The organism is Stenotrophomonas sp. YJH_SMC_32 (assembly GCF_059369975.1).
In genome coordinates this window covers 369,033-391,836 of sequence record NZ_JCAFTE010000002.1, presented here as the reverse complement: position 1 = coordinate 391,836, position 22,804 = coordinate 369,033, and the positions used below count along the sequence as shown (strand labels likewise).

The window sequence follows — 22,804 nt, the reverse complement described above, 5'->3', positions numbered from 1 at the left end:
AGATGGCCATGAGTACCACTGTCTACGGTTTGAAGAACTGCGATACCTGCAAGAAGGCGAGCAAGTGGCTGGACCGCTTCGGCGTGCCGTACACCTTCGTCGACTACCGCGACAACAAGCCGAGCCCGGAAACACTGCTGGCGTGGGCTGAGCAGCTGGGTGGCCTGGCCGCGATGGTCAACAGGTCCTCAACCACCTGGCGGCAGCTGCCGGACAACCGCAAGGCCGCAGATTCCGAGGCGGAATGGAAGCTGCTGCTGCGCGAGTACCCGCAGCTGATCAAGCGCCCGCTGGTGGTCACCGCCGACGGCACGGTCAGCCAGGGTTTCAGTGACAATGGCTTCAAGGCCCGCTTCGGCGTGGGTGACGCATGAGCGCGGTCCTCGACCTGACCTGCGAACTGATCGCACGGCCCTCGGTGACGCCGGACGATGCCGGCTGCCAGGCACTGCTGGCGGCACGCCTGAAGCAGGCCGGGTTCCAGTGCGATCACCTGCGGCTGGGCGAGGTCGACAACCTGTGGGCGACCCACGGCCAGGGCGCGCCGGTGCTGGTGCTGCTGGGCCACACCGACGTGGTGCCGGCGGGGCCGCGCGAGGCCTGGGCCAGCGACCCGTTCACGCCGCAGATCCGTGACGGCGTGCTGTACGGCCGTGGCACCGCCGACATGAAGGGCAGCGTGGCGGCGTTCGTGGTGGCGGCCGAGCAGTTCGTGGCCGCGCATCCCGATCATCCCGGCACGCTGGCGGTGCTGCTGACCAGCGACGAGGAGGGCGATGCCATCGATGGCGTGCGACACGTCGCACGGCTGTTCGCCGAGCGCGGCCAACGCATCGACTGGTGCATCACCGGCGAGCCGTCGTCGACCGCGACGCTCGGTGACCTGCTGCGCGTGGGCCGTCGTGGCAGCCTGTCGGCCAAGCTGCGGGTGCAGGGCGTACAGGGCCATGTGGCGTACCCGGAGAAGGCACGCAACCCGATCCACCAGGCGGCGCCCGCCCTGGCCGAGCTGAGCGCACGGCGCTGGGATGACGGCTACGAGAGTTTCCCGCCGACCAGCCTGCAGGTCTCCAACATCCATGCCGGTACGGGCGCCAACAATGTGATTCCCGGCGAGCTCGAGGTGGATTTCAACATCCGCTACAACCCGCACTGGGATGCGCCGAAACTGGAAGCGGAGATCACCGCGCTGCTGGATCGGCATGCCCTGCAGTACACGCTGAAGTGGCATCGCAGCGGCGAACCGTTCTACACCCCGGAAGGCACGCTGCGCGCCACTGCGCGTGCGGTGCTGGCCGAGCACATCGGCCGTGCACCGGAGGAAAGCACCGGCGGCGGCACCTCCGATGCCCGCTTCATCGCGCCATTGGGCGCGCAGTGCATCGAAGTGGGGCCGGTCAACGCCAGCATCCACCAGGTTGACGAGAACGTGCGCGTGGACGAACTGGAAGCACTGCCCGGGCTGTACCAGCGGCTGGTGGAGCGGCTGCTGGTGTGAGGCATGGCACCGGGCACGGCCCGGCGCTACCCCTGTGGGTGCCGACTGCTGGGTGCCGACCGTTGGTCGGCACACCTTCACCTGGTTGCCAACGCAACGGTTGCGCCGTGCCGGAAACCGGGGTAGGGTCGATGCCATGTCGATCCGCCTGGCCACCGCCGTCAATAACAACAACCGCAATAATCTGCGCGCGAATAATCGTGCGCGGCCGATGCGGGACTGCGCCCTGGGTAGATAGACAGCAACACACGCCCGGACACCAGAAAACCCGCATCGGTCGATGCGGGTTTTTTTTGTGCCCGGGCGCAGCCCCACCCGGGCCTGGATGGCCGGTCGAACACCCTCCCACCCGTGAAATTCCCCCAACAGGAGCTCCCCCATGTGTTCGATCTTCGGAATCTTCGGCCTGCAGGCCGGTGACGATCTTCCGGCCCTGCGCCGCCATGCGCTGGAACTGTCGCAGCGCCAGCGCCACCGCGGCCCGGACTGGAGCGGCGTGTATCTTGACGAAGGTGCGCTGCTGGTCCACGAGCGGTTGGCCATCGTCGACCCGGCGGGCGGCTCGCAACCACTGCTGTCGGCCGACGGCCAGCTGGCGCTGGCGGTCAACGGCGAGATCTACAACCACCAGCAACTGAAGGCCGCACTGACCACCGCCTATGACTTCCAGACCGGTTCGGACTGTGAAGTGATCAATGCGCTGTACCGCCAGGGCGCTTCGCCGGCGCAGTGGCTGGAGCAGCTCAATGGCATCTTCGCATTCGCGCTGTGGGACCGTGGTGCCGGTCGTGTGCTGGTGGTGCGCGACCCGGTCGGCGTGGTGCCGCTGTACTGGGGCCACGATGCCCAGGGACGTCTGCGAGTGGCCTCGGAAATGAAGGCACTGGTCGATACCTGTGCCGACGTCGCTCAGTTCCCGCCGGGTCACTATTTCGACAGTGCCAGCGGTGAGCTGGTGCGCTACTACCAGCAGCCGTGGCGCGACTACGCTGACGTGCAGGGTCGCCAGGCCGATCTGGCCGAGCTGCGCCAGGCCTTCGAGCATGCGGTGGAACGCCAGCTGATGAGCGATGTGCCGTACGGCGTGCTGCTGTCTGGTGGCCTGGACTCGTCGCTGGTGGCGGCGGTGGCCGCGCGCTATGCACGTCGTCGCATCGAGGATGGGGGGCAGACCGAAGCCTGGTGGCCGCGCCTGCACTCATTCGCGATCGGCTTGAAGGGCTCTCCCGATCTGGCCGCTGCCGCCATCGCCGCCGAGGCGCTGGGCACCGTGCATCACGGCTTCGAGTACACCTTCGAGGAGGGCCTTGATGCACTGCCGGAAGTGATCCGCCATATCGAAACCTACGACGTCACCACCATCCGCGCATCGACGCCGATGTTCCTGCTGGCACGGCGGATCAAGGCCATGGGGGTGAAGATGGTGCTTTCCGGCGAGGGCAGCGACGAGATCTTCGGTGGTTACCTGTACTTCCACAAGGCGCCGGATGCGCGTGAGTTCCACGACGAGCTGGTGCGCAAGCTCGACGCGCTGCACAACTACGACTGCCTGCGCGCCAACAAGTCGATGATGGCCTGGGGTGTGGAGCCGCGGGTGCCGTTCCTGGATCGCGAATTCCTCGATGTGGCGATGCGCTTCGACGCCGCGCACAAGATGGTCGGTGCAGGCTTTGGTAGCCGCCGCATCGAGAAGGCGGTGCTGCGCGAGGCGTTCGAAGGCTACCTGCCGGACAGCATCCTGTGGCGGCAGAAGGAGCAGTTCAGCGATGGCGTTGGCTATGGCTGGATCGACGGGCTGAAGGCGCATGCCGAAGCTCAGGTGAGCGACCGTGTGCTGGCAGCGGCCGACAAGCGCTTCCCGCACAACCCGCCGCAGACCAAGGAGGCCTACTACTACCGTCATCTGTTCGAGCAGTTCTTCCCGAGCCGGGCGGCCGCCGAGACCGTGCCGGGTGGCAAGTCCATCGCCTGCTCGTCGCCGGCGGCGATCGCGTGGGATGCCAGCTTCGCCGCTGCTGCAGATCCGTCGGGGCGTGCGATCGCTGGCGTGCACGAGCAGGCACTGGCGTAAGCCCCGAGAAGGGGCCGGAGGGGGGCCGGGGCGCTTGTGCCACCAACGACTTAATCCCCTCCGTCCCCTTTTTGTATGATCGCCCCCCTGCACATTGGGGAATGTTCATGGACGTACACAGCGGGGGCCAGGTGCCACCGACGAAGTGGGGATGGCGCTACCTGGCCTGGGCCGGGGTCCCGCTGCTGGTCGGCGTGCTGCTGGCCCGTTATGCCGGGCCGGCGGCGCCCGAAGCTGTTGCCCGTGCCACGGCCACGGCTGAAGCCACCTGGGTGCAGCATCTGGCGTCGCCGCTGGGCCTGTTCCTGCTGCAGCTGCTGGTGCTGCTGCTGGTGGCCAAGGGCGCAGGCGCGCTGCTCAAGCACTTTGGACAACCGGCGGTGATCGGCGAGATGGCCGCCGGCCTGATGATGGGCCCATTGATGCTCGGCAGCCTGTTGCCGCCGCTGCATGGAGCCTTGTTCCCGCCCAGCTCGCTGGGCCCGCTGGGCATGCTCAGCCAGTTGGGTGTGCTGATGTTCCTGCTGGTGGCCGGTGCCGAGCTGGACCTGGCGGCGCTGCGTGGACGCCGGCGTTTCGCCTTTACGGTCAGCCATGCCGGCATCGCGGTGCCGTTCGTGCTTGGCGTCGCCCTGGCGATCTGGCTGTACCCGCAGCACGGCCCACAGGGGGTGGGCTTCACGGCATTCGCACTGTTCGTCGGCATTTCGATGAGCATCACCGCCTTCCCCGTGTTGCTGCGCATCCTTGCCGATCGCGGCATCACGCAGACCCCGCTGGGTCAGACCGCCATCGCCTGCGCTGCATTGGGTGATGCCACCGCGTGGTGCCTGCTGGCGCTGATCGTGGCCGCCGCCCAGGCCAGCGGATGGCTGCCGGCCAGCCTCAACCTGCTGTGCGTGGTCGCGTTCGTGGCGCTGATGCTGGGGCTGGTGAGGCCGTGGTTCGCCCGCCAGCAGATCGCGCCGGGCCGTGAGGGGCGGTGTCTGTTGGGCATCCTGCTGCTGTCGCTGGCCAGTGCCCTGGTCACCGAGATGCTCGGCATCCATGCGCTGTTCGGTGCGTTCGCAGCGGGCGTGGCGGTGTCGTCCAATGTGCAGTTGCGCGAGCTGCTGATGGCGCGCGTCGAACCGTTCGCGGTGACGCTGCTGCTGCCGCTGTTCTTCGCCATGACCGGCCTGCGCATGCGCGCCGATACACTGCAGGCCAGCGATGGCCTGTTGTGCGTGGTGGTGATCGCGGTAGCCACGACGGGCAAGCTGCTGGGCACCTTCAGTGCCGCACGCAGTGCCGGCATGCCCGCCCGTGAGGCGTGGCGGCTGGGTGCACTGATGAACACCCGTGGCCTGATGGAGCTGATCGTGCTCAACCTGGGCTACGAACTTGGCCTGCTCGGTGACCGGCTGTTCGCGGTGCTGGTGATCATGGCGCTGGTGACAACGGCGATGACTGGGCCACTGTTGAACCTGATCGAGCGGCGTAGGGGCTGAGCGTTGAACGGTAGTGCCGGCCGCTGGCCGGCAACCTCATGATGCTGGATGCACCTGCATGGATGCCGGCCAGCGGCCGGCACTACCGCGCTGGCACCAGCGTCATGGTGTGCTGCGCCTTGCCGGGCAGGAACGGCGTCGGCCGGCCATGCACCCAGTCTTCGTGGCCGGCACCCCAGTAGGGCGACAGTGGATGCCCACTCTGGCCGCCGGGCATATGCACGATGCCGTCGGCCTCGTGGCCCGGTGAAACCACCATGCGCTCGGAAGCGCCGAAGTTCGGCGTCTGCACGCGCGGCATGTCGCGGTCGCCGGGCAGGCGGTCGGCCGGCATGCACAGCCAGCGTTTGGCGATGTCCGGCAGCGCCCGTGCGATGGGATGGCAGATCGCCGCGGTGTTGCGTTCGCCCCAGCTGCGTTTGGCCAGCGGTCCCTGCTTGGTCAGCTCACTTTCGGTACGGCGTGCGGCGTCGATCAGCAGTGCATCCCAGCTGTCGAAGGCCGGTGGCAGCAGATTGGCCGGCCGCTGCTGCAGCATCGGCCAGGCCACGCCTTCCAGCTGCGCCAGGCGCGGCTCCAGATAGTCATCGCCCAGCTGCGCATTGGCCGGTGCCAGCAGTGCATCGGACAGTGTGTTCATCACCTGCGTACGGAACTCACGCACCACCCGGTAGCTGACCGAGCTGGCCGAGGCACGGCCGCCCCATTGATGGCTGGCCTCCTTCAAGCGCTTCAGTGCAGGGTCGTCACTGCGTTCGATGACGTCGTGCAGCAGCGCCCACCAGCGCTGCAGGAACACCGCGCGATCGTCGAGCTGGATCGCCAGCAGGTCGTGTTCATCGAAGCGCTCCTGGATCGCCAGCAGGTCGCGGATCTGCCGCGCACGGGCACCCAGGTCATAACCGCCATTGCCGACGGTAGCCAGCGCCTCGCCGTCGAGGACGCGGCCGTTGGCGGTCCACAGGCGATGGTTGGGGGGATCGATCAATGCCGGCGAGGCATCGCTGCGGATCGGCCAGGGGGCGCAGTCCTGGTTGTGGGCGGCGTTGAAGCCGGCCGGCGCGCAGCCCGGACCGCGATCCGGGCGGGCGCCGATCAGGCGCCAGGCGATGCGTCCGGTGCGGTCGCCGATCACCAGGTTCTGTGCGGGAATGCCGGCGTGGTCGGCGAACTGCAGGGCTGCGTCCAGATCACCGGCGCGGGCCAGGTCACCGAAGTCCAGGCGCACCGCACCGGGCAGCTGGGCGACCCAGCGCAGCGCGTCGCCGCTGCCATCGGCATGCGTGTGCAGGATCGGTCCCCAGGCGGTTTCGCGTACCGGGAACCGCACATCGGCCTGGCCGGCCACCGCAATCCGTTCTTCATGCACCGTCACTGCGGCATTGGCCGGTTCGGTGCGGTAGTCCGCCGTGTCAATGTAGCTGTTGGTGAAACCCCAGGCGACGTGCCCGTTGCTGCCGACGATCACGGCCGGAAGGCCCGGCAGCGAGAAGCCGGTGACGTCGACCTGGCCGCCAGCGGCCTGCGGGTCGGGGTAGCGCAGGCGCACGCGGAACCACAGGCTGGGTGCGCGCAGGCCCAGGTGCATGTCGTCGGCAACAATGGCGCGGCCGTCGGCGGTGAGCGCACCGGCCACCGCGAAGTTGTTGCTGCCGACGGCGTCGGCTTCTTCCTGCCCGGTGCCCGGCTTTCCCTTCAGCGTGCGCAGGTCCAGCTGGCTGGCATCGGGCAGCGTGGCGTTGCCGGTCGGTTCGCCGAACAGCGGTGCATCCCATTCAGTGCCGTCGTGGGCGATCAGTGCGTACAGCGCCGACGGCACCACCGCGCGGATGCGGCTGAGCGCAAGCTCGGTCTGGTTGCCGGGATCCTGCAGGTCGGCGTACATGGCCAGCCCGGCCAGCACGCTGTCGCTGGCCTGCCAAGGCTGCGGTGACTGCCGCAGCAGCAGGTACGCCCACGGCCGCACGGAGAGGTCGGCAAGGCCTTCGTTGACGCCGTCCACGTAGGCGCGCACGGCATCGCCGTTGTCGCCCAATGCAGCGTCCATGTGTGCCTCGGTGCGTGCGCGCAAACGGTGCACGCGCATGCGCTTGTCGGCGTCGATGGCCTTCGGTCCGAACAGTGCGGACAGTTCGCCGGCGGCGCTGCGGCGCATCAGGTCCATCTCGAAGTAGCGTTCCTGCGCGTGTATGCGGCCGAGTGCGCGCATCGCGTCGGCCTGGCTGCCGGCCGTGATGGTGACCACGCCCAGCGCATCGCGTTCGAGGGTGACCGGCTTCGCCAGTCCCGGCAACGCATGCTCGCCGTCCAGATCGGCCAGGCTGCCGCGCAGCAGCAGCCACAGCACCAGGGCGGTGACCAGGACGATGGCGATCAATACGCCCAGCACCCAACGCCATGTACGTCGCATCGCACGTCCTTTCCGAACTCGTGGGCCGATTGTAGCCGCAGGCGCAACTGCGACTGATTCCGATTAGATCACCGTATTCTGAAATGCGGCACCCTATGCCACATCGATTCACAGGAGCCCCCCCCCATGAAAGGCAACCCGGACGTCATCGCCTGCCTGAAGGAACTGCTGCGTGGCGAGCTCGCTGCCCGCGACCAGTACTTCATCCATTCCCGCCGCTACGAGGATCAGGGCCTGTTCGCACTTTACGAACGCCTGAACCACGAGATGGAAGAGGAAACCCAGCACGCCGATGCGCTGCTGCGCCGGATCCTGTTCCTGGGCGGCGACCCGGACATGCGCCCGCATGCCACCGAGCCGGGCAAAACCGTCGAAGAGATGCTGCAGAAGGATCTCGACACTGAATACGCCGTTCGGAACAATCTCGCCGCCGGCATGAAGCTGTGCGAGGAGAAGGGCGACTACGTGAGCCGCGACATCCTGCTGGCGCAGTTGAAGGACACCGAAGAAGACCACGCCTGGTGGCTGGAACAGCAGCTGGGCCTGATCAAGCGCATCGGCCTGGAGCTGTACCAGCTGAGCAAGATCGACGGCAGCGGCGCCCCGGCGCACTGAGCGGGCATCGTTTTTTGTAGAGCCGAGCCAATGCTCGGCTGCCTTCTGGTGGAGCCGACCGCTGGTCGGCTGCTCTGCAGAAAGCAGCCGACCAGCGGTCGGCTCTACCAGCAGTACAGCGTTCTGTCGCCCGCCAGCACCGGAGCACCGCCAGCCAGCCGACAACGAAAAAGCCGGGGAATGCCCCGGCTTTTTCGTGCCTGGGGTCAGATCCGTTTTCGACGAAAACGGCTCTGACCCCTCGCTCGGGATGCATGGCACGACGACGGAGATTCAAGTCAGAGACGGGGTTTCATATCTCCTCTGCATCGGAGAGATCCTGGTATCCCACGGGAGTCAGTCCAATGAAGTCGACCAGAACTCCGTAGGGGTAGCAGATGGGTAGCCGTCCCTCTGCAAAGAGCATCGACCACCTTTCCAGCTCCCAGAACGTAATCTCTGGCTCAGAGGCCAGAGGGCCTTCCCCTGATGAAGCTTCGACTGGGAAGTGTGCGGCGAGATGATCCAATGCGTACTGTTGCAGCACTGGGAGTTTAGAGAGCTGTTCCATCACGAAGCCGACTCCAGCCATCAGCTGACCGTCTTCTGACATCTGGATCGAGAAGAAAGTGCCGTCCCCGGCAGGCAGGTGTCCTTGGGCGAACCAGCCGGTATCGCGATCCCCAACGATGTGCAGTTCGCCAAGGCCCTGAACGTGAATGGTTGAAGGAATCATCTGGTGGTTTGTGTTGGCATCAATCATTTGATTGTGATCCAAAAAACGCAAATAGCCGGGATTTCCCCGGCTATTTGCGTGCAACTGGTCAGCAATTGTCGCTTATGCCTTGTTCGTCGACTGACGCCAATCCAAGTTGGCGTCTACCCGCAAGGGCGTGTCAACCAAGGTTGACACCTACCAGGAGCGATAGTCCGGGGTCAGAGCCCGTTCCGTCGGAACGGGATCCGACCCCCGCAGCGGTCATTCCACCGACAGCCCTTCCACCTTCTGCCAGCCGCGCGGCAGCAGGTGGCCGCGTGTGGCGCGGGCGCCGAGGTAGGCGTCGAGCTCGTTGAACTTCAGCCCCATCGTGCGCTGGCCGGCGCGGACCTGCAGGGTCTGCCCCGGGCTGATCGCCACGATGGCGACCACGCGTTCGGTGGCGAGCTTGGCCTTCGGGATCTCGATGATCTTGTTGCCCTTGCCCTTGTCCAGTTCCGGCAGGTCGTTGGCGGCGATCGCCAGCAGGTTGCCGGAGCTGGTCACTGCCACGATGCGGTCGGTGGCGACGTTGGCCACTGCCGACGGGGTCAGCACCGACGAACCTGCAGACAGGTTCAGCATCGCCTTGCCGGCCTTGTTGCGGCCGATCAGGTTCTCGAAGCGGGTGACGAAGCCATAACCGTGGCTGGAGGCGAGCACGAAGCGGGTGTCCGGCTCGGCGCTGGCCAGGGTCACGAAGCTGGTGCCCGGTGCCGGCGAGAAGCGGCCGGTCAGCGGTTCACCATTGCCGCGCGCGGAGGGCAGGGTGTGCACCGGCGTCGAGTAGGCGCGGCCCTCGCTGTCGAGGAACGCGACCTGCTGGGTGCTGCGTGCGCGCACCGCGCCCTGCAGTCCGTCGCCTTCACGGTAGGACAGGGCAGATGCATCGACGTCGTGGCCCTTGGCGGCACGGATCCAGCCCTTCTCCGACAGCACCACGGTCATCGGTTCGCTCGGCACCAGCTCGGTCTCGTCGATGGCCTGCGCCGCCTGGCGCTGCACCAGCGGCGAACGGCGTGCGTCGCCGAACTTCCTGGCGTCGGCGGTCAGTTCATCGCGGATCAGCTTCTTCAGCTTGGCTTTGCTGTCGAGGATGCCGAGGATCTTCTCGCGCTCCTTGGCCAGCTCTTCCTGCTCGCCGCGGATCTTCATCTCTTCCAGGCGGGCCAGCTGCTTCAGCTTGGTTTCCAGGATGTACTCGGCCTGTTCCTCGGACAGTCCGAAGCGCGCGATCAGCGCCGCCTTCGGTTCGTCCTCGGTACGGATGATGTGGATCACCTCGTCCAGGTTGAGGAAGGCGACCAGCAGGCCTTCCAGCAGGTGCAGGCGGCGCTCGACCTTCTGCAGGCGGTGCTGCAGGCGGCGGGTGACGGTGTTGCTGCGGAAGGTCAGCCATTCGCTGAGCAGCGTCTTCAGGTTCTTCACCTGCGGACGGCCGTCCAGCCCGATCACGTTGAGGTTGACGCGGTAGCTGCGCTCCAGGTCCGTAGTGGCGAACAGGTGGCCCATCAGCTGGTCGGCGTCGACCCTGTTCGAACGCGGCACCAGCACCACGCGCACCGGGTTGGCGTGGTCGGATTCATCGCGGATGTCTTCCAGCCACGGCAGCTTCTTGGCGCGCATCTGTGCGGCGATCTGCTCGATCACCTTCGACGGCGACACCTGGAACGGCAGCGCCGTGATCACGATGTTGCTGGCTTCCTTGGTGAAAGTCGCGCGTGCACGCACGCTGCCGTTGCCGGTCTCGTAGATGTTGCGCAGGTCATTGGCCGCGGTGATGATCTCGGCGCTGGACGGATAGTCCGGGCCCTGCACGTGTTCGCACAGGTCGCGCACGGTGGCGTCGGGGTTGTCCAGCAGGTGCAGCAGCGCGCTGACGATCTCGTTGAGATTGTGCGGCGGCACGTCGGTGGCCATGCCCACGGCGATGCCGGTGGTGCCGTTGAGCAGCAGGTGCGGCAGCCGCGCCGGCATCCAGGTCGGCTCCTGCAGGGTGCCGTCGAAGTTCGGTGCCCAGTCGGTGGTGCCCTGGCCCAGTTCGCCCAGCAGCACTTCGGCGATCGGGGTCAGCTTGGATTCGGTGTAACGCATCGCCGCGAACGACTTCGGGTCGTCGCTGGAGCCGAAGTTGCCCTGGCCCTCGATCAGCGGGTAGCGGTACGAGAACGGCTGCGCCATCAGCACCAGCGCCTCGTAGCACGCGCTGTCGCCGTGCGGGTGGTATTTACCGATGACGTCGCCGACGGTGCGCGCGGACTTCTTCGGCTTGGACGCGGCATTCAGGCCCAGCTCGCTCATCGAATAGATGATGCGGCGCTGCACCGGCTTCAGGCCGTCGCCGATGAACGGCAGGGCACGGTCCAGGACCACGTACATCGAGTAGTCGAGGTAGGCGCGTTCGGCGTACTCGCGCAGCGGCAGTTGTTCGAATCCGTGGAACACGGGGCGGGCAAGTTCGGTCATGCGGCGTTGTTACCTATGTCGGGAGGCGGCGACGGCGGTCGCCGCTCGCAATCCTGTGATTATCCGGATGCGGCGGGGGATGCCAAGCCGCGCGCAGGGTCCAGCCCGGTTTCCAGGCCGTGGCCGGCCCGCGCCAGGTAGCGCCCCGGTGGCAGCCCGAAGTGGCGGCGGAACACGGTGACGAAGGCGCTGGCGCTGCTGAAGCCCAGTGCGTGGGCGATGTCGGCGACGCTGCGGCCATCGGTCAACTGGCGCAGGGCTTCGGAGAGCCGGGCCTGCTGCCGCCACTGGGCGAAGCTGAGCGTGGTCTCGTCGCGGAAGTGGCGGGTCAGGCTGCGCGGTGACAGGCCGGCCCAGTGCGCCCATTCGGCCAGGCTGCGTTCGTCGGACGGGTCGGCCAGCAGCTGCGAGGCGATCTTCAGCAGGCGCCGGTCATGCGGCATCGGCAGGTGCATGCGCTGGCGTGGCGCTGTGCGGATCTCGTCCACCAGCACTTCGATGATGTGCTGGCGTTCGAAGGTGGTGTCGTAGCCCGGTGGCCAGTCACAGATGCGGTCGGCGAGCGCCTGCGCCAGCTTGGACAGGCCCAGCACGCAGGGATCGGAGGGCAGGGTGGCGCAGACCGGAGCCGCCAGCGCCATGCCCCAGCCACGCAGGGGGCCGTCGAGGGTGACCGTGTGCGGCTCCAACGGTGGCATCCAGCCGGCCGAGCCCGGCGCCAGCGACCAGGTGCCGTGCGAGGTACGGGTGGTCAGCAGGCCGCGCTCGACGCAGATCAGCTGCGCGCGCTGGTGATGATGCCAATCCACTTCACGGACCAGCCCTTGCGGGCTGTCGAAACGGAAACCGACCACCGGGGGACCGTCGTTGCGCTCGAACCAGTCCAGTGCCTCGTCCCTGAGCAGGCGTTTGGGAGTAGGGATTTCTGCCTTGTTCATCATGTGTGCTGGCTGAAATGTGTCATCCATTGGCTGGATTGTACTACCGGGCCACCTGACCAGGTCATTAAGGTAGGCGCCTTCACCGATCCAGCCCACTGCTGCAACACAGCATTCGATGCCAGATCAAATATTTCCATTGAGAAATATTTTTTTTGGAAGAGAATGCTCCCCCATGATCTGTCCTGCAACCACTCCCCCCAGCTTCGGCCTGCTGCTGCGCCAGGTGCGCGACGGCCTGGTCCGCCAACTCGACGCGTCCATGGCTGAAGAAGATCTGGGCATCGGCTTCACCCACTACATCGGGTTGAAGGTGCTTTCGAACATGGCGCCGTGCACCGCCAACGAACTGGCCCAGGCCATCGATCAGGTGCCCAGCGCGGTGACCCGGCTGCTGGACAAGCTCGAAGCGCTGGGCTGCGTCCGCCGCGAACCGCATGCGCAGGACCGGCGGGCATTGCAGATCGTGCTGACCGACGAAGGCCGCGCGCTGTGGGCGCGCTTGAAGCTGCGTGGCGACGCGGTGATGGATTACGCCCTGCGTGATCTTTCCGCCGACGAACGCACGCTGCTGCTGTCCCTCCTTACCCGAATCCGCGATTCACTGACGACCCCATGAACCCGATCCCGCATTCCACTTTCCGCCGGTCCGGGCGCGCGCTGCTGGTGTCAGCGCTGGCCCTGGCCCTGGCCGCCTGCGCCAGCAGTCGTGGCCTCAACCCGCAGGACCACGTGCTTGACCTGGACAGCCTGCACAGCGAACGCACCCTGGCCGACACCGACCTGAGCGCCACCGGCTTCCCGGCGCAGGACTGGTGGAAGGCACTGGGTGATGCGCAGTTGGACGCGCTGGTCGCCGAGGGCCTGGCCGGCCACCCGAGCCTTGACGCCGCCGATGCCCGCCTGCGCCAGGCCCAGGCCCAGGTCGGCACCGCACGTGCCGACGAACTGCCGAGCCTGTCGGTGTCCGGTGGCTACACCGGCCTGCGCCTGCCCGAATCGATGGTCGGCAGCGAGATGGGTGGCCGTTACGGCGGCAGCAGCCAGGTCGCCTTCGACTTCAGTTATGGCGTGGACCTGTGGGGCGGCAAGCGCGCCGCCTGGGAAGCCGCCGTGGACGGTGCGCACGCCGCCACCGTTGAAGCGCAGGCTGCACGCCTGAACCTGTCCACTGGCATCACCCAGGCCTATGCCGACCTGGCCTACGCGTGGCAGCTCAACGACGTGGCCGAGGAAGAGCTGAGCCGTTCGCAGAAGTCACTTGAACTGACCCGCCAGCGCCGCCGCGCCGGCATCGACAGTGATCTGCAGGTGCGCCAGGCCGAGGCCCGTGTGCCGGCCGCGCAGCAGCAGGTGCAGGCCGCCCAGCAGCGTATCGACGCCGCCCGCACCGCGCTGGCCGCGCTGGTCGGCAAGGGCCCGGACCGTGGCCTGTCGATCCAGCGCCCGCAGCCGCTGAATCCGGTGGCACTGCAGCTGCCGGGCGTGCTGCCCAGCGAACTGCTTGGCCGCCGCCCCGACATCGTCGCCGCACGCTGGCGCGTTGAAGCGGCCGACAAGCAGATCAAGGTTGCCAAGACCAAGTTCTACCCGAGCTTCAACCTGACCGCGCTGGCCGGCGTGGTCGCCCCGAACGTGGGCGACCTGCTGAAGAGCAGCTCCACCTTTGCCTATATCGGCCCGGCGCTGAGCCTGCCGATCTTCGAGGGCGGCAAGCTGCGCGCCAACCTGGCCAATACCGATGCGCAGTACGACCTGGCGGTGGCCAACTACAACCAGACCGTGCTCGATGCGCTGCGTGATGTGGCCGACCAGGTCAACGCGGTGCGCTCGCTGGCACAGCAGGCGCAGTCGCAGCAGCAGGCGGTGGACACCGCACGCGCTGCCTTCGACCTGGCCCAGCAGCGCTACCGCGCCGGCATCGGCAGCTACCTGGACGTGCTGACCGCGCAGTCCACCCTGCTGCAGTCGCAGCAGCAGCTGGCCGGCCTGCAGTCGCAGCAGGTGCAGTCCTCGGTGCGCCTGAGCAAGGCGCTGGGCGGTGGTTTCCAGCCCACTGACGCCGACCGCGCACCGATCGCCTCCCATTCCGATTCCTCGCATTCCTGAAGATCTCCGACATGAGCCAGACCCAAGACACCGCGGCCCCGGCCGCCCCCAACCGCCGCGGCAACCTGCTGCGCGGCCTGTTCGTGATCGTCGTGCTGCTGCTTGCCGCTTTGGCGCTGTGGTACTTCATGTTCGGCCGTTGGTTCGAAGAGACCGACGATGCCTACGTGCAGGGCAACCAGGTGCAGATCACCCCGCTGGTGGCCGGCACCGTGGTCGCCATCAATGCCGATGACGGCATGCGCGTGGAGCGCGGCCAGCTGCTGGTGCAGCTGGACCCGTCCGACACCGCAGTGGCGCTGCAGCAGGCCGAAGCCAACCTGGCCAAGACCGTGCGCCAGACCCGCGGCCTGTACCGCAGCGTGGAAGGCGCGCAGGCGGACCTGAACGCCCGCCAGGTGACCCTCAAGCGCGTGCGCGAAGACTACGCCCGCCGCAAGGACCTGGCCGCCACCGGCGCCATCTCCAACGAAGAACTGGCCCACGCCCGCGACGAGCTGGCCGCGGCCGAAGCCGCCGTGGCCGGTTCACGCGAGACCGTCGAGCGCAACCGTGCGCTGGTCGACGACACCGTGATCGCCACCCAGCCGGATGTGCAGGCCGCCGCTGCGCAGCTGCGCCAGGCCTTCCTCAACAATGCCCGCGCCGGCATCGTTGCGCCGGTCTCCGGCTACGTCGCCCGTCGTTCGGTGCAGGTCGGCCAGCGCGTGCAGCCGGGCAATGCGCTGATGGCCGTGGTGCCGACCGATCAGATGTGGGTCGAGGCCAACTTCAAGGAAACCCAGCTGCGCCACATGCGCCTGGGCCAGGAAGTGGAGCTGAAGTCGGACCTGTACGCCGGCGACGTGAAGTACAAGGGGCGCATCCAGAGCCTGGGCCTGGGCACCGGCTCGGCGTTCTCGCTGCTGCCGGCACAGAACGCCAGCGGCAACTGGATCAAGATCGTGCAGCGCGTACCGGTGCGCATCGCCATCGATGCCAAGCAGCTGGCCGAGCACCCGCTGCGCATCGGCCTGTCGATGAAGGCCGAAGTGAGCCTGCGCGACCAGAAGGGCGAAGTGCTGCCGAGCACCCCGGCCAAGGGCACGGTGTTCGACACCGACGTGTATGCCAAGCAGCTGCATGATGCCGACGAGGTGATCCACACGATCATCCAGGGCAACCTGCCGCAGCAGCAGGCGAAGGTGGGCTGAGGTCGCCATGTCCGCACAAGCTCCAGCCGCGCCCGGCGCTCCGGGCGCACCGGCGGCGCCGGCTGCGGCCTCCGGGTTCCTGCCGCCCAGCGTCGCCCTGTGCACCGTCGGCCTGGCGATGGCGTCGTTCATGCAGGTGCTCGACACCACCATCGCCAACGTCTCGCTGCCGACCATCGCCGGCAACCTCGGTGCCAGTTCGCAGCAGGCGACCTGGGTCATCACCTCGTTCGCGGTCAGCACGGCCATCGCGCTGCCGCTGACCGGCTGGCTCAGCCGCCGTTTCGGCGAACGCAAACTGTTCGTCTGGGCGACCCTGGCCTTCGTCATCACCTCGCTGCTGTGCGGCCTTGCGCAGAGCATGGGCATGCTGGTGGTGTCGCGTGCGCTGCAGGGCTTCGTGGCCGGCCCGATGTACCCGATCACGCAGTCGCTGCTGGTCTCGATCTATCCACGTGAGAAGCGCGGGCAGGCATTGGCGCTGCTGGCGATGATCACGGTGGTGGCGCCGATCTGCGGCCCGATCCTCGGTGGCTGGATCACCGACAACTACAGCTGGGAATGGATCTTCCTGATCAACGTGCCACTGGGCATCTTCGCCGCGCTGGTGGTGGGCAACCAGCTGAAGGGACGCCCGGAGCAGATCGAGAAGCCGAAGATGGACTACGTCGGCCTGATCACGCTGGTGATCGGTGTCGGCGCGCTGCAGCTGGTGCTCGACCTGGGCAACGACGAGGACTGGTTCTCGTCGATGAAGATCGTGGTGCTGGCCTGCGTGGCGGTGGTGACGCTGACGGTGTTCCTGATCTGGGAACTGACCGACAAGGATCCGATCGTCGACCTGAAGCTGTTCCGGCACCGCAACTTCCGTGCCGGCACGCTGGCGATGGTGGTGGCCTATGCGGCGTTCTTCAGCGTGGCGTTGCTGATTCCGCAGTGGCTGCAGCGTGACATGGGCTATACCGCGATCTGGGCAGGCCTGGCGACCGCACCGATCGGCATCCTGCCGGTGATCATGACGCCGTTCGTGGGCAAGTATGCGTCGCGCTTCGATATGCGCATGCTGGCCACCGTGGCGTTCATCGTGCTGTCGATGACCAGCTTCCTGCGCTCGAACTTCAACCTGCAGGTGGACTACATGCACGTGGCCGGCGTGCAGCTGATCATGGGCATTGGCGTGGCGCTGTTCTTCATGCCGGTGCTGCAGATCCTGCTGTCGGACCTGGATGGGCGCGAGATCGCGGCGGGCTCCGGCCTGGCGACGTTCCTGCGCACGCTGGGCGGCAGCTTCGCGGCCTCGCTGACGACGTGGCTGTGGGCGCGGCGTACCCAGGTGCACCATGCCGACCTGACCGAGCACATCTCGGCCTATCAGCCGGGCATGCAGGAGCAGGTCACTGCAATGGGGCAGGGCGACCTGCAACATGGCGCGGCGGTACTGAACAACATGATCAACCACCAGGCATCGCAGATGGGCTTCAACGACATCTTCTTCCTGCTGGGCTGGATCTTCCTGGCGATCATCACCTTCCTGTGGCTGGCCAAGCCGCCGTTCGGCGCAGGCGCGGGTGCGGCGTCCGCGGGCGGTGGGCATTGATCGACCATTGGCGTTGAAACGCACAAAACCCCGCCGCAAGGCGGGGTTTTTCTTTTGGTAGATCCACGCCATGCGTGGATGGATCCCGGGGTCGTGTGGGTTCCCGAATCCCAGAAACGAAAAAACCCGCTTTCGCGGGTTTGATCATCTTGAGTCGTGGTGCCCAGGAGAGGACTCGAACCTCCACGGTTTTACCCGCTAGTACCTGAAACTAGTGCGTCTACCAATTCCGCCACCTGGGCGACTCAGGAGAAGAATTGTGCGGCACGGCAGAGAGTGTGTCAACAACATTTCACACTTTTTTCTGCGCTTGCACGCCCAGGTGGTGCAGCAGGCTGCGCATCGCCGGTGACAGCTGCGCCCACCCGGCGAAACAGGCGCACAGGCGGCGTTGTGCCCACGCATCGGCAAGCGGCACCGCAACGGTATGCGTACTGCGTCGATGCTGGCGCGCGATGCTCCGCGGCACGATGCCGACACCGATGCCGTGGCCGACCATGATGCAGACGCCCTCGAAGGTCTTCATGCGGATGCGCACGTCCAGTCGGCGACCGATGTCGCGCGCCTGGTCTTCGATGTAGGTCTGCAGTGCATTGCCATCGGCCAGGGCAACGAAGGTCTCGCCGGCGGCATCGGCGAAGGTCACGCTGCGCAGTGATGCAAACCGGTGATCGGCAGGCAGCAGCATCACCAGCGGATCTTCGGCCACCACATGCTGCTGCAGGCCGGTGGCGTCGACCGCATCACTGATGATGCCGGCCTCGGCCTGGCCAGCGCTGATTGCACGCACGACTTCGGGGCTGGTGCGTTCCAGCAGTTCGACGTGCAGGCGGGGGCGTTCGGCCAACCACGGTGCGAGCCGCGAGGGCAGGTAGCTGGTCAGTGCTGCGGTGTTGGCATACAGATGCAGGGTGCCGCGCGCCCCCTGCGCGAATGCCTGCAGTTCGCCGCGCAGCTGCGCCTGCTGTTGCAGGATCAGGCGTGCATGGTGGGCGAGGGCGGCGCCGGCTTCAGTCAGGCTGACGCCACGTGGATGCCGGTTCAGCAGCGGGGTGCCGGCATCGGCTTCGATCGTGCGCAGCCGCTCGCTGGCCGAACCCAGGGCCAGGTTCGCCTGCGTTGCGCCGGCAGTGATGCTGCCCGCCTCGGCGATTGCCAGGAACAGGCGCAGGTCGGCGATGTCCATCCGCATGTGATGCCCTCGTCGCAACGGCTGAGCCTTCGGATCAGCCGAAGGCAGGGCCGGGAAGACCGCATTGTGCGCCGGGCGACGGCCCGATCCAATGAAGGCATGAATGAATCGATGTACTTCTATGGGCTGCTGGTGCTGGTGTTCGTATTGGCCGGCGTGGTCAAGGGGGTGACCGGCATGGGGTTGCCGACGGTGGCGATGGGGGTGCTGGGCAGTACGCTGTCGCCGGTGGCGGCAGCGTCGATGCTGTTCATTCCGACCTTCGTCACCAATGTGTGGCAGCTGTTGTCCGGGCCAGCGCTGGGCCCCATCGTGCGGCGCCTGTGGCCGATGATGCTGGCCGTGGTGGTGGTGACGCTGGGTTCGGCAGCGCTGCTGGTACGGGTCGATCGCAGCGGGTCGCGCGTTGCGCTGGGCGTGGCCCTGATGGTCTATGCCGCCTATGCGTTGCTTGCGCCGGTGTTCCGCGTGCCGCAGCGGAGCGAGCGCTGGCTGGGGCCGCTGGTGGGCGCGCTGTCCGGCGTAGTGACCGGCGCCACCGGCGTGTTCGTGATGCCGGCGGTGCCGTACCTGCAATCACTGGGGTTGCAGCGCGAAGAACTGGTGCAGGCGCTCGGGCTGGCGTTCACCGTATCGACGATTGCACTGACCACGGGCCTGGTGCTGCACGGTGCGTTCGGCATCCAGCAGCTGGGCTTGAGTGCACTGGCGGTGGTGCCGGCACTGCTGGGCATGTGGCTGGGGCAGGTGATCCGGCAGCGCATCAGCGCACGGGTGTTTCGGGCGTGCTTCCTTGGCTTCCTGCTGCTGCTCGGCCTGGAGCTGGTGCTGCGGCCATTGTTCTGATGCCAAATTCCGGGCATGAAAAAACCCGCTTTCGCGGGTCTTTCTCATTCTCGACGTGGTGCCCAGGAGAGGACTCGAACCTCCACGGTTTTACCCGCTAGTACCTGAAACTAGTGCGTCTACCAATTCCGCCACCTGGGCGTCGAGGAGCGAGATTATGGGGTGTCGTTATGGGGGTGTCAACACCTTTTGCAGCGCCGGGGTCGGATCCCGTTTCGCTTGCGAAAGGGGCTCTGACCCCAGAGCCAGAGCGCCGGATCGCAGGCAAAAAAAATCCCCGCCGAAGCGAGGAGTTTTTTCGTTGGTGCCCAGGAGAGGACTCGAACCTCCACGGTTTTACCCGCTAGTACCTGAAACTAGTGCGTCTACCAATTCCGCCACCTGGGCGTTCCAGAGGCGCAATTGTGAAGATGAATCCGGGAGCTGTCAACGACTTCCTGAAATTATTTCATCCAACGCCTCCAAGGCGGGCGCTGACCCGTTCTGCACGCCGTCAACGGCTACCATGTAGGGCGATGACTACCAAAAAACCAAGCAAGGGCGGGAGCAAGTCCCGCAGCCAAGGCCCGAAGAAGGGCCCGAAGGCGGGCGCAGCCCGCACCACCAAGCCGGGCAAGCCGTTGCCGGGCTGGTTCCCAGAATTGAATGAAGGCGGTGCGCCGCCACGCGGCCGCAAGGTCCGCACCGCTGATGCGGCAGCACCCGGCCCGGCCCCGGGCCGCAAGCTGCCGCCGGCCGGCAAGGTGATCGACGATCCCTATGCCGCCCGCGAAGCCGAGAAATACGAACAGCCCATCGCCAGCCGCGAGGCCATCCTGGCCCTGCTGGAGCGCTGCGAAGGGCCGCAGACCGCCGAGGAACTGGGTGCACGCCTGGGCCTGACCGCACCGGATCGGGCCGAGGCGCTGTCGCGCCGGCTTGGTGCCATGGTCCGCGATGGTCAACTGGTGCAGAACCGCCGCGGCGGTTTCGCCCCGATCCAGACCCTGAACCTGGTTACCGGCGTGGTGATCGCCAACCCGGAAGGGTTCGGTTTCCTGCGTCCGGTCGAGGGCGGCGACGACCTGTTCCTGCCGCCGTATGAAATGCGCAAGGTGATGCACGGCGACAAGGTGCTCGCCCGCGTGACCGGCATCGATCACCGGGGCCGTCGCGAGGGCAGCATTGCGCGCGTGCTCGAACGCGGCATGACCCGCCTGATCGGCCGCTTCAGCATCGAGATGGGCATCAACTACGTGGTGCCCGATGACAAGCGCGTGCAGCGCAACGTGCAGGTGCCGCCGGACCAGACCGGTGGCGCGCGCGACGGCCAGCTGGTGGTCTGCGAACTGACCCAGGCCCCGGACAGCCGCCGCCCGCCGATCGGCCGCATCATCGCCGTGCTGGGCGACAAGCTGACCGCATCGCTGGTGGTGGAGACCGCCATCCACGGCCACGAGCTGCCGTTCGAGTTCCCGCAGGAGGTGCTGGACGAAGCCGCCTCGGTGCCGATGGTGGTCGAGCCGGCAATGATCGGCGACCGTGTCGACCTGCGCAGCACGCCGCTGGTCACCATTGACGGCGAGGATGCCAAGGACTTCGACGACGCGGTGTACTGCGAGCCGAATGCCGACGGTTTCCGCCTGGTGGTGGCCATTGCCGATGTCTCCAACTACGTGCGCCCCGGTACGCCGCTGGATGAGGAAGCGCAGAAGCGCGCCACCTCGGTGTACTTCCCGGGCTTCGTGGTGCCGATGCTGCCGGAGACGCTGTCCAACGGCATCTGCTCGCTGATGCCCAAGGTCGATCGGATGTGCTTTGTCTGTGACATGCAGATCGACCGTGATGGCGTGGTCACCCATTCGCGCTTCTACGAAGCAGTGATGAACTCGCACGCGCGCCTGACCTACACCCAGGTGTGGAAGGCGGTGGGCGAGGACGATGCCGATACCAAGGCCTGGATGGGCGGGCTGCTGCCGCAGGTGCAGCGCCTGCACCAGCTGTACAAGGTGCTGTCCAAGGCGCGTGCCAAGCGCGGCGCCATCGAGTTTGAAAGCAGCGAAGTGCGCTTCGTGCTGGACAACCGTGGCGAGGTGACCCAGGCCGGCATGCTGGTGCGCAACGATGCGCACAAGCTGATCGAGGAATGCATGATCGCGGCCAACGTGGAGGCGGCCAGGTACCTGCTGTCGCGCCACGTGCCGGCCCCGTACCGCGTCCACGAGAAGCCGCCGGAGACCAAGTTCGCCGACCTGCTGGAATTCCTCAAGGAGTTCAAGCTGAGCCTGCCGCCGTGGTCGAAGGTGCGCCCGGGCGACTACACCAAGCTGCTGAAGAAGATCCGCGACCGCCCCGATGCCACGCTGCTGGAATCGGTGCTGCTGCGCAGCCAGAGCCTGGCGGTCTACAGCCCGGACAACCACGGTCACTTCGGCCTGGCGCTGGAGGCGTACGCGCACTTCACCTCGCCGATCCGTCGTTATCCCGACCTGCTGGTACACCGTGCGATCAAGCACGCGCTGTCCGGCAAGCCGCTGGACAAGTTCACCTACAACGCCCGCGAGATGGCCGCGCTGGCGCTGCAGTGTTCCGAGCGCGAGCGTCGTGCCGACGAGGCCGAGCGCGAGGTCGACGAGCGCTACCGCGCGGCTTGGATGGAGAAGCATGTCGGTGGCCAGTTCGACGGCGTGATCAGCGGCGTGACCAGCTTCGGCCTGTTCGTGGAACTGGATGATTCCAAGGTGCAGGGCCTGGTCCACGTGACCCAGCTGCCGCAGGACTATTACAAGTTCGACGCCACCCGCAAGACGCTGACCGGCGAACGCCGCGGCGGCAGCTACCGGCTGGGCGACCGCGTGCGCATCCTGGTGCTGAAGGCCAGCATGGAAGAGCGCAAGATCGACTTCCGGCTGGTCGAACACAAGGGCGAGGACGAGGGTGACGGGCTGCCGCCGCTGCCTGAGCGGGGCAAGCCGGCCAAGCGGAAGAAAGAGAAATATTGATGACCGTGGTAGTGCCGGCCGCTGGCCGGCATCCATGGCACCCTCGGCACCGACGGGTTGCCGGCCAGCGGCCGGCACCACCAGGAGACATCGCATGCAAGGCCAACCCGAATACAGCGGCGGCTGCCAGTGCGGCGCGATCCGCTTCCGCGTGCGTGGTGCGCTGACCGACAGCTCGATCTGCCATTGCCGGATGTGCCAGAAGGCCTTTGGTGCCTTCTACGCGCCCTTGGTGTCGGTGCGCGGCGTGCAGTTCAGCTGGACCCGCGGCCAGCCGCGCTATTTCCAGTCGTCCAACGTGGTGCGGCGTGGCTTCTGCGCCGACTGCGGCACGCCATTGACCTACGAAGCGCCCGATGGCGTGGCGGTGGCTGCCGGCGCGTTCGACGAAGCCGAACGCCTGCCTCCGACGATCCAGTACGGGGTCGAGCGCAAGCTGCCCTTCGTCGACGGCCTGGCCAGCCTGCCCGTACGGCGTACCGAGGAGGACATCGCGGCCCTGGACTTCCTGGCCACGATCGTGTCCCACCAGCACCCCGACCACGACACGCCGCACTGGCCACCGCGCAGCCGGTGACGCACCTGTAGCGCCATCTCCACGCTGTCGCCGCAGGCTGAACCCAGGACAGCCGAGCGCAGGCTCGGCTGTACAGGGAGGCGGG

The 22,804-nt window shown here is 66.8% G+C and carries 17 protein-coding genes and 3 tRNA genes; 12 read left to right on the top strand and 8 right to left on the bottom strand.

From position 1 onward, the window contains the following. The first annotated feature begins 2 nt into the window (after nt 1-2). The 4 genes from AC5P7S_RS05870 to AC5P7S_RS05855 all read left to right on the top strand — a co-directional run bounded on the left by AC5P7S_RS05870 (nt 3) and on the right by AC5P7S_RS05855 (nt 5,059). A complete protein-coding gene (locus tag AC5P7S_RS05870) occupies nt 3-374 on the top strand; it encodes an arsenate reductase (RefSeq protein ID WP_170944942.1) in 372 nt (123 codons plus the stop codon). Beyond that, nucleotides 371-1,498, top strand: coding sequence for a succinyl-diaminopimelate desuccinylase (gene dapE / locus AC5P7S_RS05865; protein WP_005415868.1), 1,128 nt, complete (start codon nt 371-373; stop codon nt 1,496-1,498). Before AC5P7S_RS05870 ends, dapE begins: the two co-directional genes overlap by 4 nt. A 379-nt stretch (nt 1,499-1,877) precedes the next feature. Next, a complete protein-coding gene (asnB, locus tag AC5P7S_RS05860; RefSeq protein ID WP_095378332.1) occupies nt 1,878-3,569 on the top strand; it encodes an asparagine synthase B in 1,692 nt (563 codons plus the stop codon). A 101-nt stretch (nt 3,570-3,670) separates the two neighbouring features. Beyond that, nucleotides 3,671-5,059 (top strand): cation:proton antiporter domain-containing protein, encoded by a 1,389-nt coding sequence (locus AC5P7S_RS05855; RefSeq protein WP_095378331.1) that lies wholly within the window; start codon nt 3,671-3,673, stop codon nt 5,057-5,059. An 82-nt stretch (nt 5,060-5,141) separates the two neighbouring features. Here the strand turns inward: AC5P7S_RS05855 and AC5P7S_RS05850 are convergent, their stop codons facing one another. Next, nucleotides 5,142-7,469: a penicillin acylase family protein gene (locus AC5P7S_RS05850; RefSeq protein WP_095378330.1), complete on the bottom strand. Its 2,328-nt coding sequence runs from the start codon at nt 7,467-7,469 to the stop codon at nt 5,142-5,144. A 126-nt stretch (nt 7,470-7,595) separates the two neighbouring features. Here AC5P7S_RS05850 and bfr point away from each other — a divergent pair, with 126 nt between their 5' ends. Beyond that, on the top strand, nt 7,596-8,084 hold the full coding sequence (gene bfr, locus AC5P7S_RS05845) for a bacterioferritin (protein WP_005415872.1): 489 nt from the start codon (nt 7,596-7,598) through the stop codon (nt 8,082-8,084). Nucleotides 8,085-8,376: 292 nt separating this feature from the next. On the opposite strand, the gene AC5P7S_RS05840 is transcribed toward bfr, so the two are convergent. From AC5P7S_RS05840 to AC5P7S_RS05830, 3 genes are all read right to left on the bottom strand, one after another. After that, nucleotides 8,377-8,826: a hypothetical protein gene (locus AC5P7S_RS05840; RefSeq protein WP_049412190.1), complete on the bottom strand. Its 450-nt coding sequence runs from the start codon at nt 8,824-8,826 to the stop codon at nt 8,377-8,379. Nucleotides 8,827-9,042: 216 nt separating this feature from the next. After that, the gene (gene parC / locus AC5P7S_RS05835; protein ID WP_005415873.1) at nt 9,043-11,286 is read right to left on the bottom strand and encodes a DNA topoisomerase IV subunit A; all 2,244 of its coding nucleotides are present in this window, start codon (nt 11,284-11,286) and stop codon (nt 9,043-9,045) included. 59 nt (nt 11,287-11,345) lie between these two features. Beyond that, complete coding sequence (locus AC5P7S_RS05830) at nt 11,346-12,227, bottom strand: helix-turn-helix domain-containing protein (RefSeq protein ID WP_170944941.1); 882 nt, start codon at nt 12,225-12,227, stop codon at nt 11,346-11,348. Between the two features lie 172 nt (nt 12,228-12,399). Between AC5P7S_RS05830 and emrR the strand changes: the two genes are divergently transcribed. Genes emrR through emrB form a run of 4 tightly spaced genes read left to right on the top strand, consistent with a single transcriptional unit; the run spans nt 12,400 to nt 17,123 of the window. After that, nucleotides 12,400-12,843 (top strand): multidrug efflux system transcriptional regulator EmrR, encoded by a 444-nt coding sequence (emrR, locus tag AC5P7S_RS05825; protein WP_005415875.1) that lies wholly within the window; start codon nt 12,400-12,402, stop codon nt 12,841-12,843. Further along, the gene (emrC, locus tag AC5P7S_RS05820) at nt 12,840-14,333 is read left to right on the top strand and encodes a multidrug efflux transporter outer membrane subunit EmrC (RefSeq protein ID WP_095378328.1); all 1,494 of its coding nucleotides are present in this window, start codon (nt 12,840-12,842) and stop codon (nt 14,331-14,333) included. Before emrR ends, emrC begins: the two co-directional genes overlap by 4 nt. Before the next feature lie 11 nt (nt 14,334-14,344). Beyond that, complete coding sequence (gene emrA / locus AC5P7S_RS05815; RefSeq protein WP_095378327.1) at nt 14,345-15,526, top strand: multidrug efflux MFS transporter periplasmic adaptor subunit EmrA; 1,182 nt, start codon at nt 14,345-14,347, stop codon at nt 15,524-15,526. A gap of 7 nt (nt 15,527-15,533) precedes the next feature. Continuing rightward, nucleotides 15,534-17,123: a multidrug efflux MFS transporter permease subunit EmrB gene (gene emrB / locus AC5P7S_RS05810; RefSeq protein WP_065186080.1), complete on the top strand. Its 1,590-nt coding sequence runs from the start codon at nt 15,534-15,536 to the stop codon at nt 17,121-17,123. A gap of 157 nt (nt 17,124-17,280) precedes the next feature. On the opposite strand, the gene AC5P7S_RS05805 is transcribed toward emrB, so the two are convergent. Together AC5P7S_RS05805 and AC5P7S_RS05800 are read right to left on the bottom strand one after the other, a co-directional pair. Continuing rightward, a tRNA-Leu gene (locus AC5P7S_RS05805) sits at nt 17,281-17,365 on the bottom strand. Nucleotides 17,366-17,415: 50 nt separating this feature from the next. Next, nucleotides 17,416-18,315 (bottom strand): LysR family transcriptional regulator, encoded by a 900-nt coding sequence (locus tag AC5P7S_RS05800; RefSeq protein WP_095378326.1) that lies wholly within the window; start codon nt 18,313-18,315, stop codon nt 17,416-17,418. 99 nt (nt 18,316-18,414) lie between these two features. Here AC5P7S_RS05800 and AC5P7S_RS05795 point away from each other — a divergent pair, with 99 nt between their 5' ends. After that, a complete protein-coding gene (locus AC5P7S_RS05795) occupies nt 18,415-19,161 on the top strand; it encodes a sulfite exporter TauE/SafE family protein (RefSeq protein ID WP_095378325.1) in 747 nt (248 codons plus the stop codon). A gap of 56 nt (nt 19,162-19,217) precedes the next feature. Here AC5P7S_RS05795 and AC5P7S_RS05790 read toward each other — a convergent pair. Together AC5P7S_RS05790 and AC5P7S_RS05785 are read right to left on the bottom strand one after the other, a co-directional pair. Beyond that, nucleotides 19,218-19,302, bottom strand: a tRNA-Leu gene (locus tag AC5P7S_RS05790). 161 nt (nt 19,303-19,463) lie between these two features. After that, nucleotides 19,464-19,548, bottom strand: a tRNA-Leu gene (locus AC5P7S_RS05785). Nucleotides 19,549-19,676: 128 nt separating this feature from the next. Here AC5P7S_RS05785 and rnr point away from each other — a divergent pair. Both rnr and AC5P7S_RS05775 read left to right on the top strand, forming a co-directional pair. Next, nucleotides 19,677-22,142 (top strand): ribonuclease R, encoded by a 2,466-nt coding sequence (rnr, locus tag AC5P7S_RS05780; RefSeq protein ID WP_095378324.1) that lies wholly within the window; start codon nt 19,677-19,679, stop codon nt 22,140-22,142. A 94-nt stretch (nt 22,143-22,236) separates the two neighbouring features. Beyond that, a complete protein-coding gene (locus AC5P7S_RS05775) occupies nt 22,237-22,719 on the top strand; it encodes a GFA family protein (RefSeq protein WP_095378323.1) in 483 nt (160 codons plus the stop codon). The last annotated feature ends 85 nt before the right edge of the window (nt 22,720-22,804 follow it).

Excerpts from the sequence above, each read along its gene's own strand:
- bfr (WP_005415872.1), top strand. The coding sequence starts at position 7,596 with ATGAAAGGCAACCCGGACGTCATCGCCTGCCTGAAGGAACTGCTGCGT.
- parC (WP_005415873.1), bottom strand. The coding sequence starts at position 11,286 with ATGACCGAACTTGCCCGCCCCGTGTTCCACGGATTCGAACAACTGCCG.
- AC5P7S_RS05800 (WP_095378326.1), bottom strand. The coding sequence starts at position 18,315 with ATGCGGATGGACATCGCCGACCTGCGCCTGTTCCTGGCAATCGCCGAG.
- emrC (WP_095378328.1), top strand. The coding sequence starts at position 12,840 with ATGAACCCGATCCCGCATTCCACTTTCCGCCGGTCCGGGCGCGCGCTG.
- AC5P7S_RS05775 (WP_095378323.1), top strand. The coding sequence starts at position 22,237 with ATGCAAGGCCAACCCGAATACAGCGGCGGCTGCCAGTGCGGCGCGATC.
- AC5P7S_RS05850 (WP_095378330.1), bottom strand. The coding sequence starts at position 7,469 with ATGCGACGTACATGGCGTTGGGTGCTGGGCGTATTGATCGCCATCGTC.
- emrB (WP_065186080.1), top strand. The coding sequence starts at position 15,534 with ATGTCCGCACAAGCTCCAGCCGCGCCCGGCGCTCCGGGCGCACCGGCG.
- AC5P7S_RS05870 (WP_170944942.1), top strand. The coding sequence starts at position 3 with ATGGCCATGAGTACCACTGTCTACGGTTTGAAGAACTGCGATACCTGC.
- dapE (WP_005415868.1), top strand. The coding sequence starts at position 371 with ATGAGCGCGGTCCTCGACCTGACCTGCGAACTGATCGCACGGCCCTCG.
- asnB (WP_095378332.1), top strand. The coding sequence starts at position 1,878 with ATGTGTTCGATCTTCGGAATCTTCGGCCTGCAGGCCGGTGACGATCTT.
- AC5P7S_RS05795 (WP_095378325.1), top strand. The coding sequence starts at position 18,415 with ATGAATGAATCGATGTACTTCTATGGGCTGCTGGTGCTGGTGTTCGTA.
- AC5P7S_RS05855 (WP_095378331.1), top strand. The coding sequence starts at position 3,671 with ATGTTCATGGACGTACACAGCGGGGGCCAGGTGCCACCGACGAAGTGG.
- emrR (WP_005415875.1), top strand. The coding sequence starts at position 12,400 with ATGATCTGTCCTGCAACCACTCCCCCCAGCTTCGGCCTGCTGCTGCGC.
- rnr (WP_095378324.1), top strand. The coding sequence starts at position 19,677 with ATGACTACCAAAAAACCAAGCAAGGGCGGGAGCAAGTCCCGCAGCCAA.
- emrA (WP_095378327.1), top strand. The coding sequence starts at position 14,345 with ATGAGCCAGACCCAAGACACCGCGGCCCCGGCCGCCCCCAACCGCCGC.
- AC5P7S_RS05840 (WP_049412190.1), bottom strand. The coding sequence starts at position 8,826 with ATGATTGATGCCAACACAAACCACCAGATGATTCCTTCAACCATTCAC.
- AC5P7S_RS05830 (WP_170944941.1), bottom strand. The coding sequence starts at position 12,227 with ATGATGAACAAGGCAGAAATCCCTACTCCCAAACGCCTGCTCAGGGAC.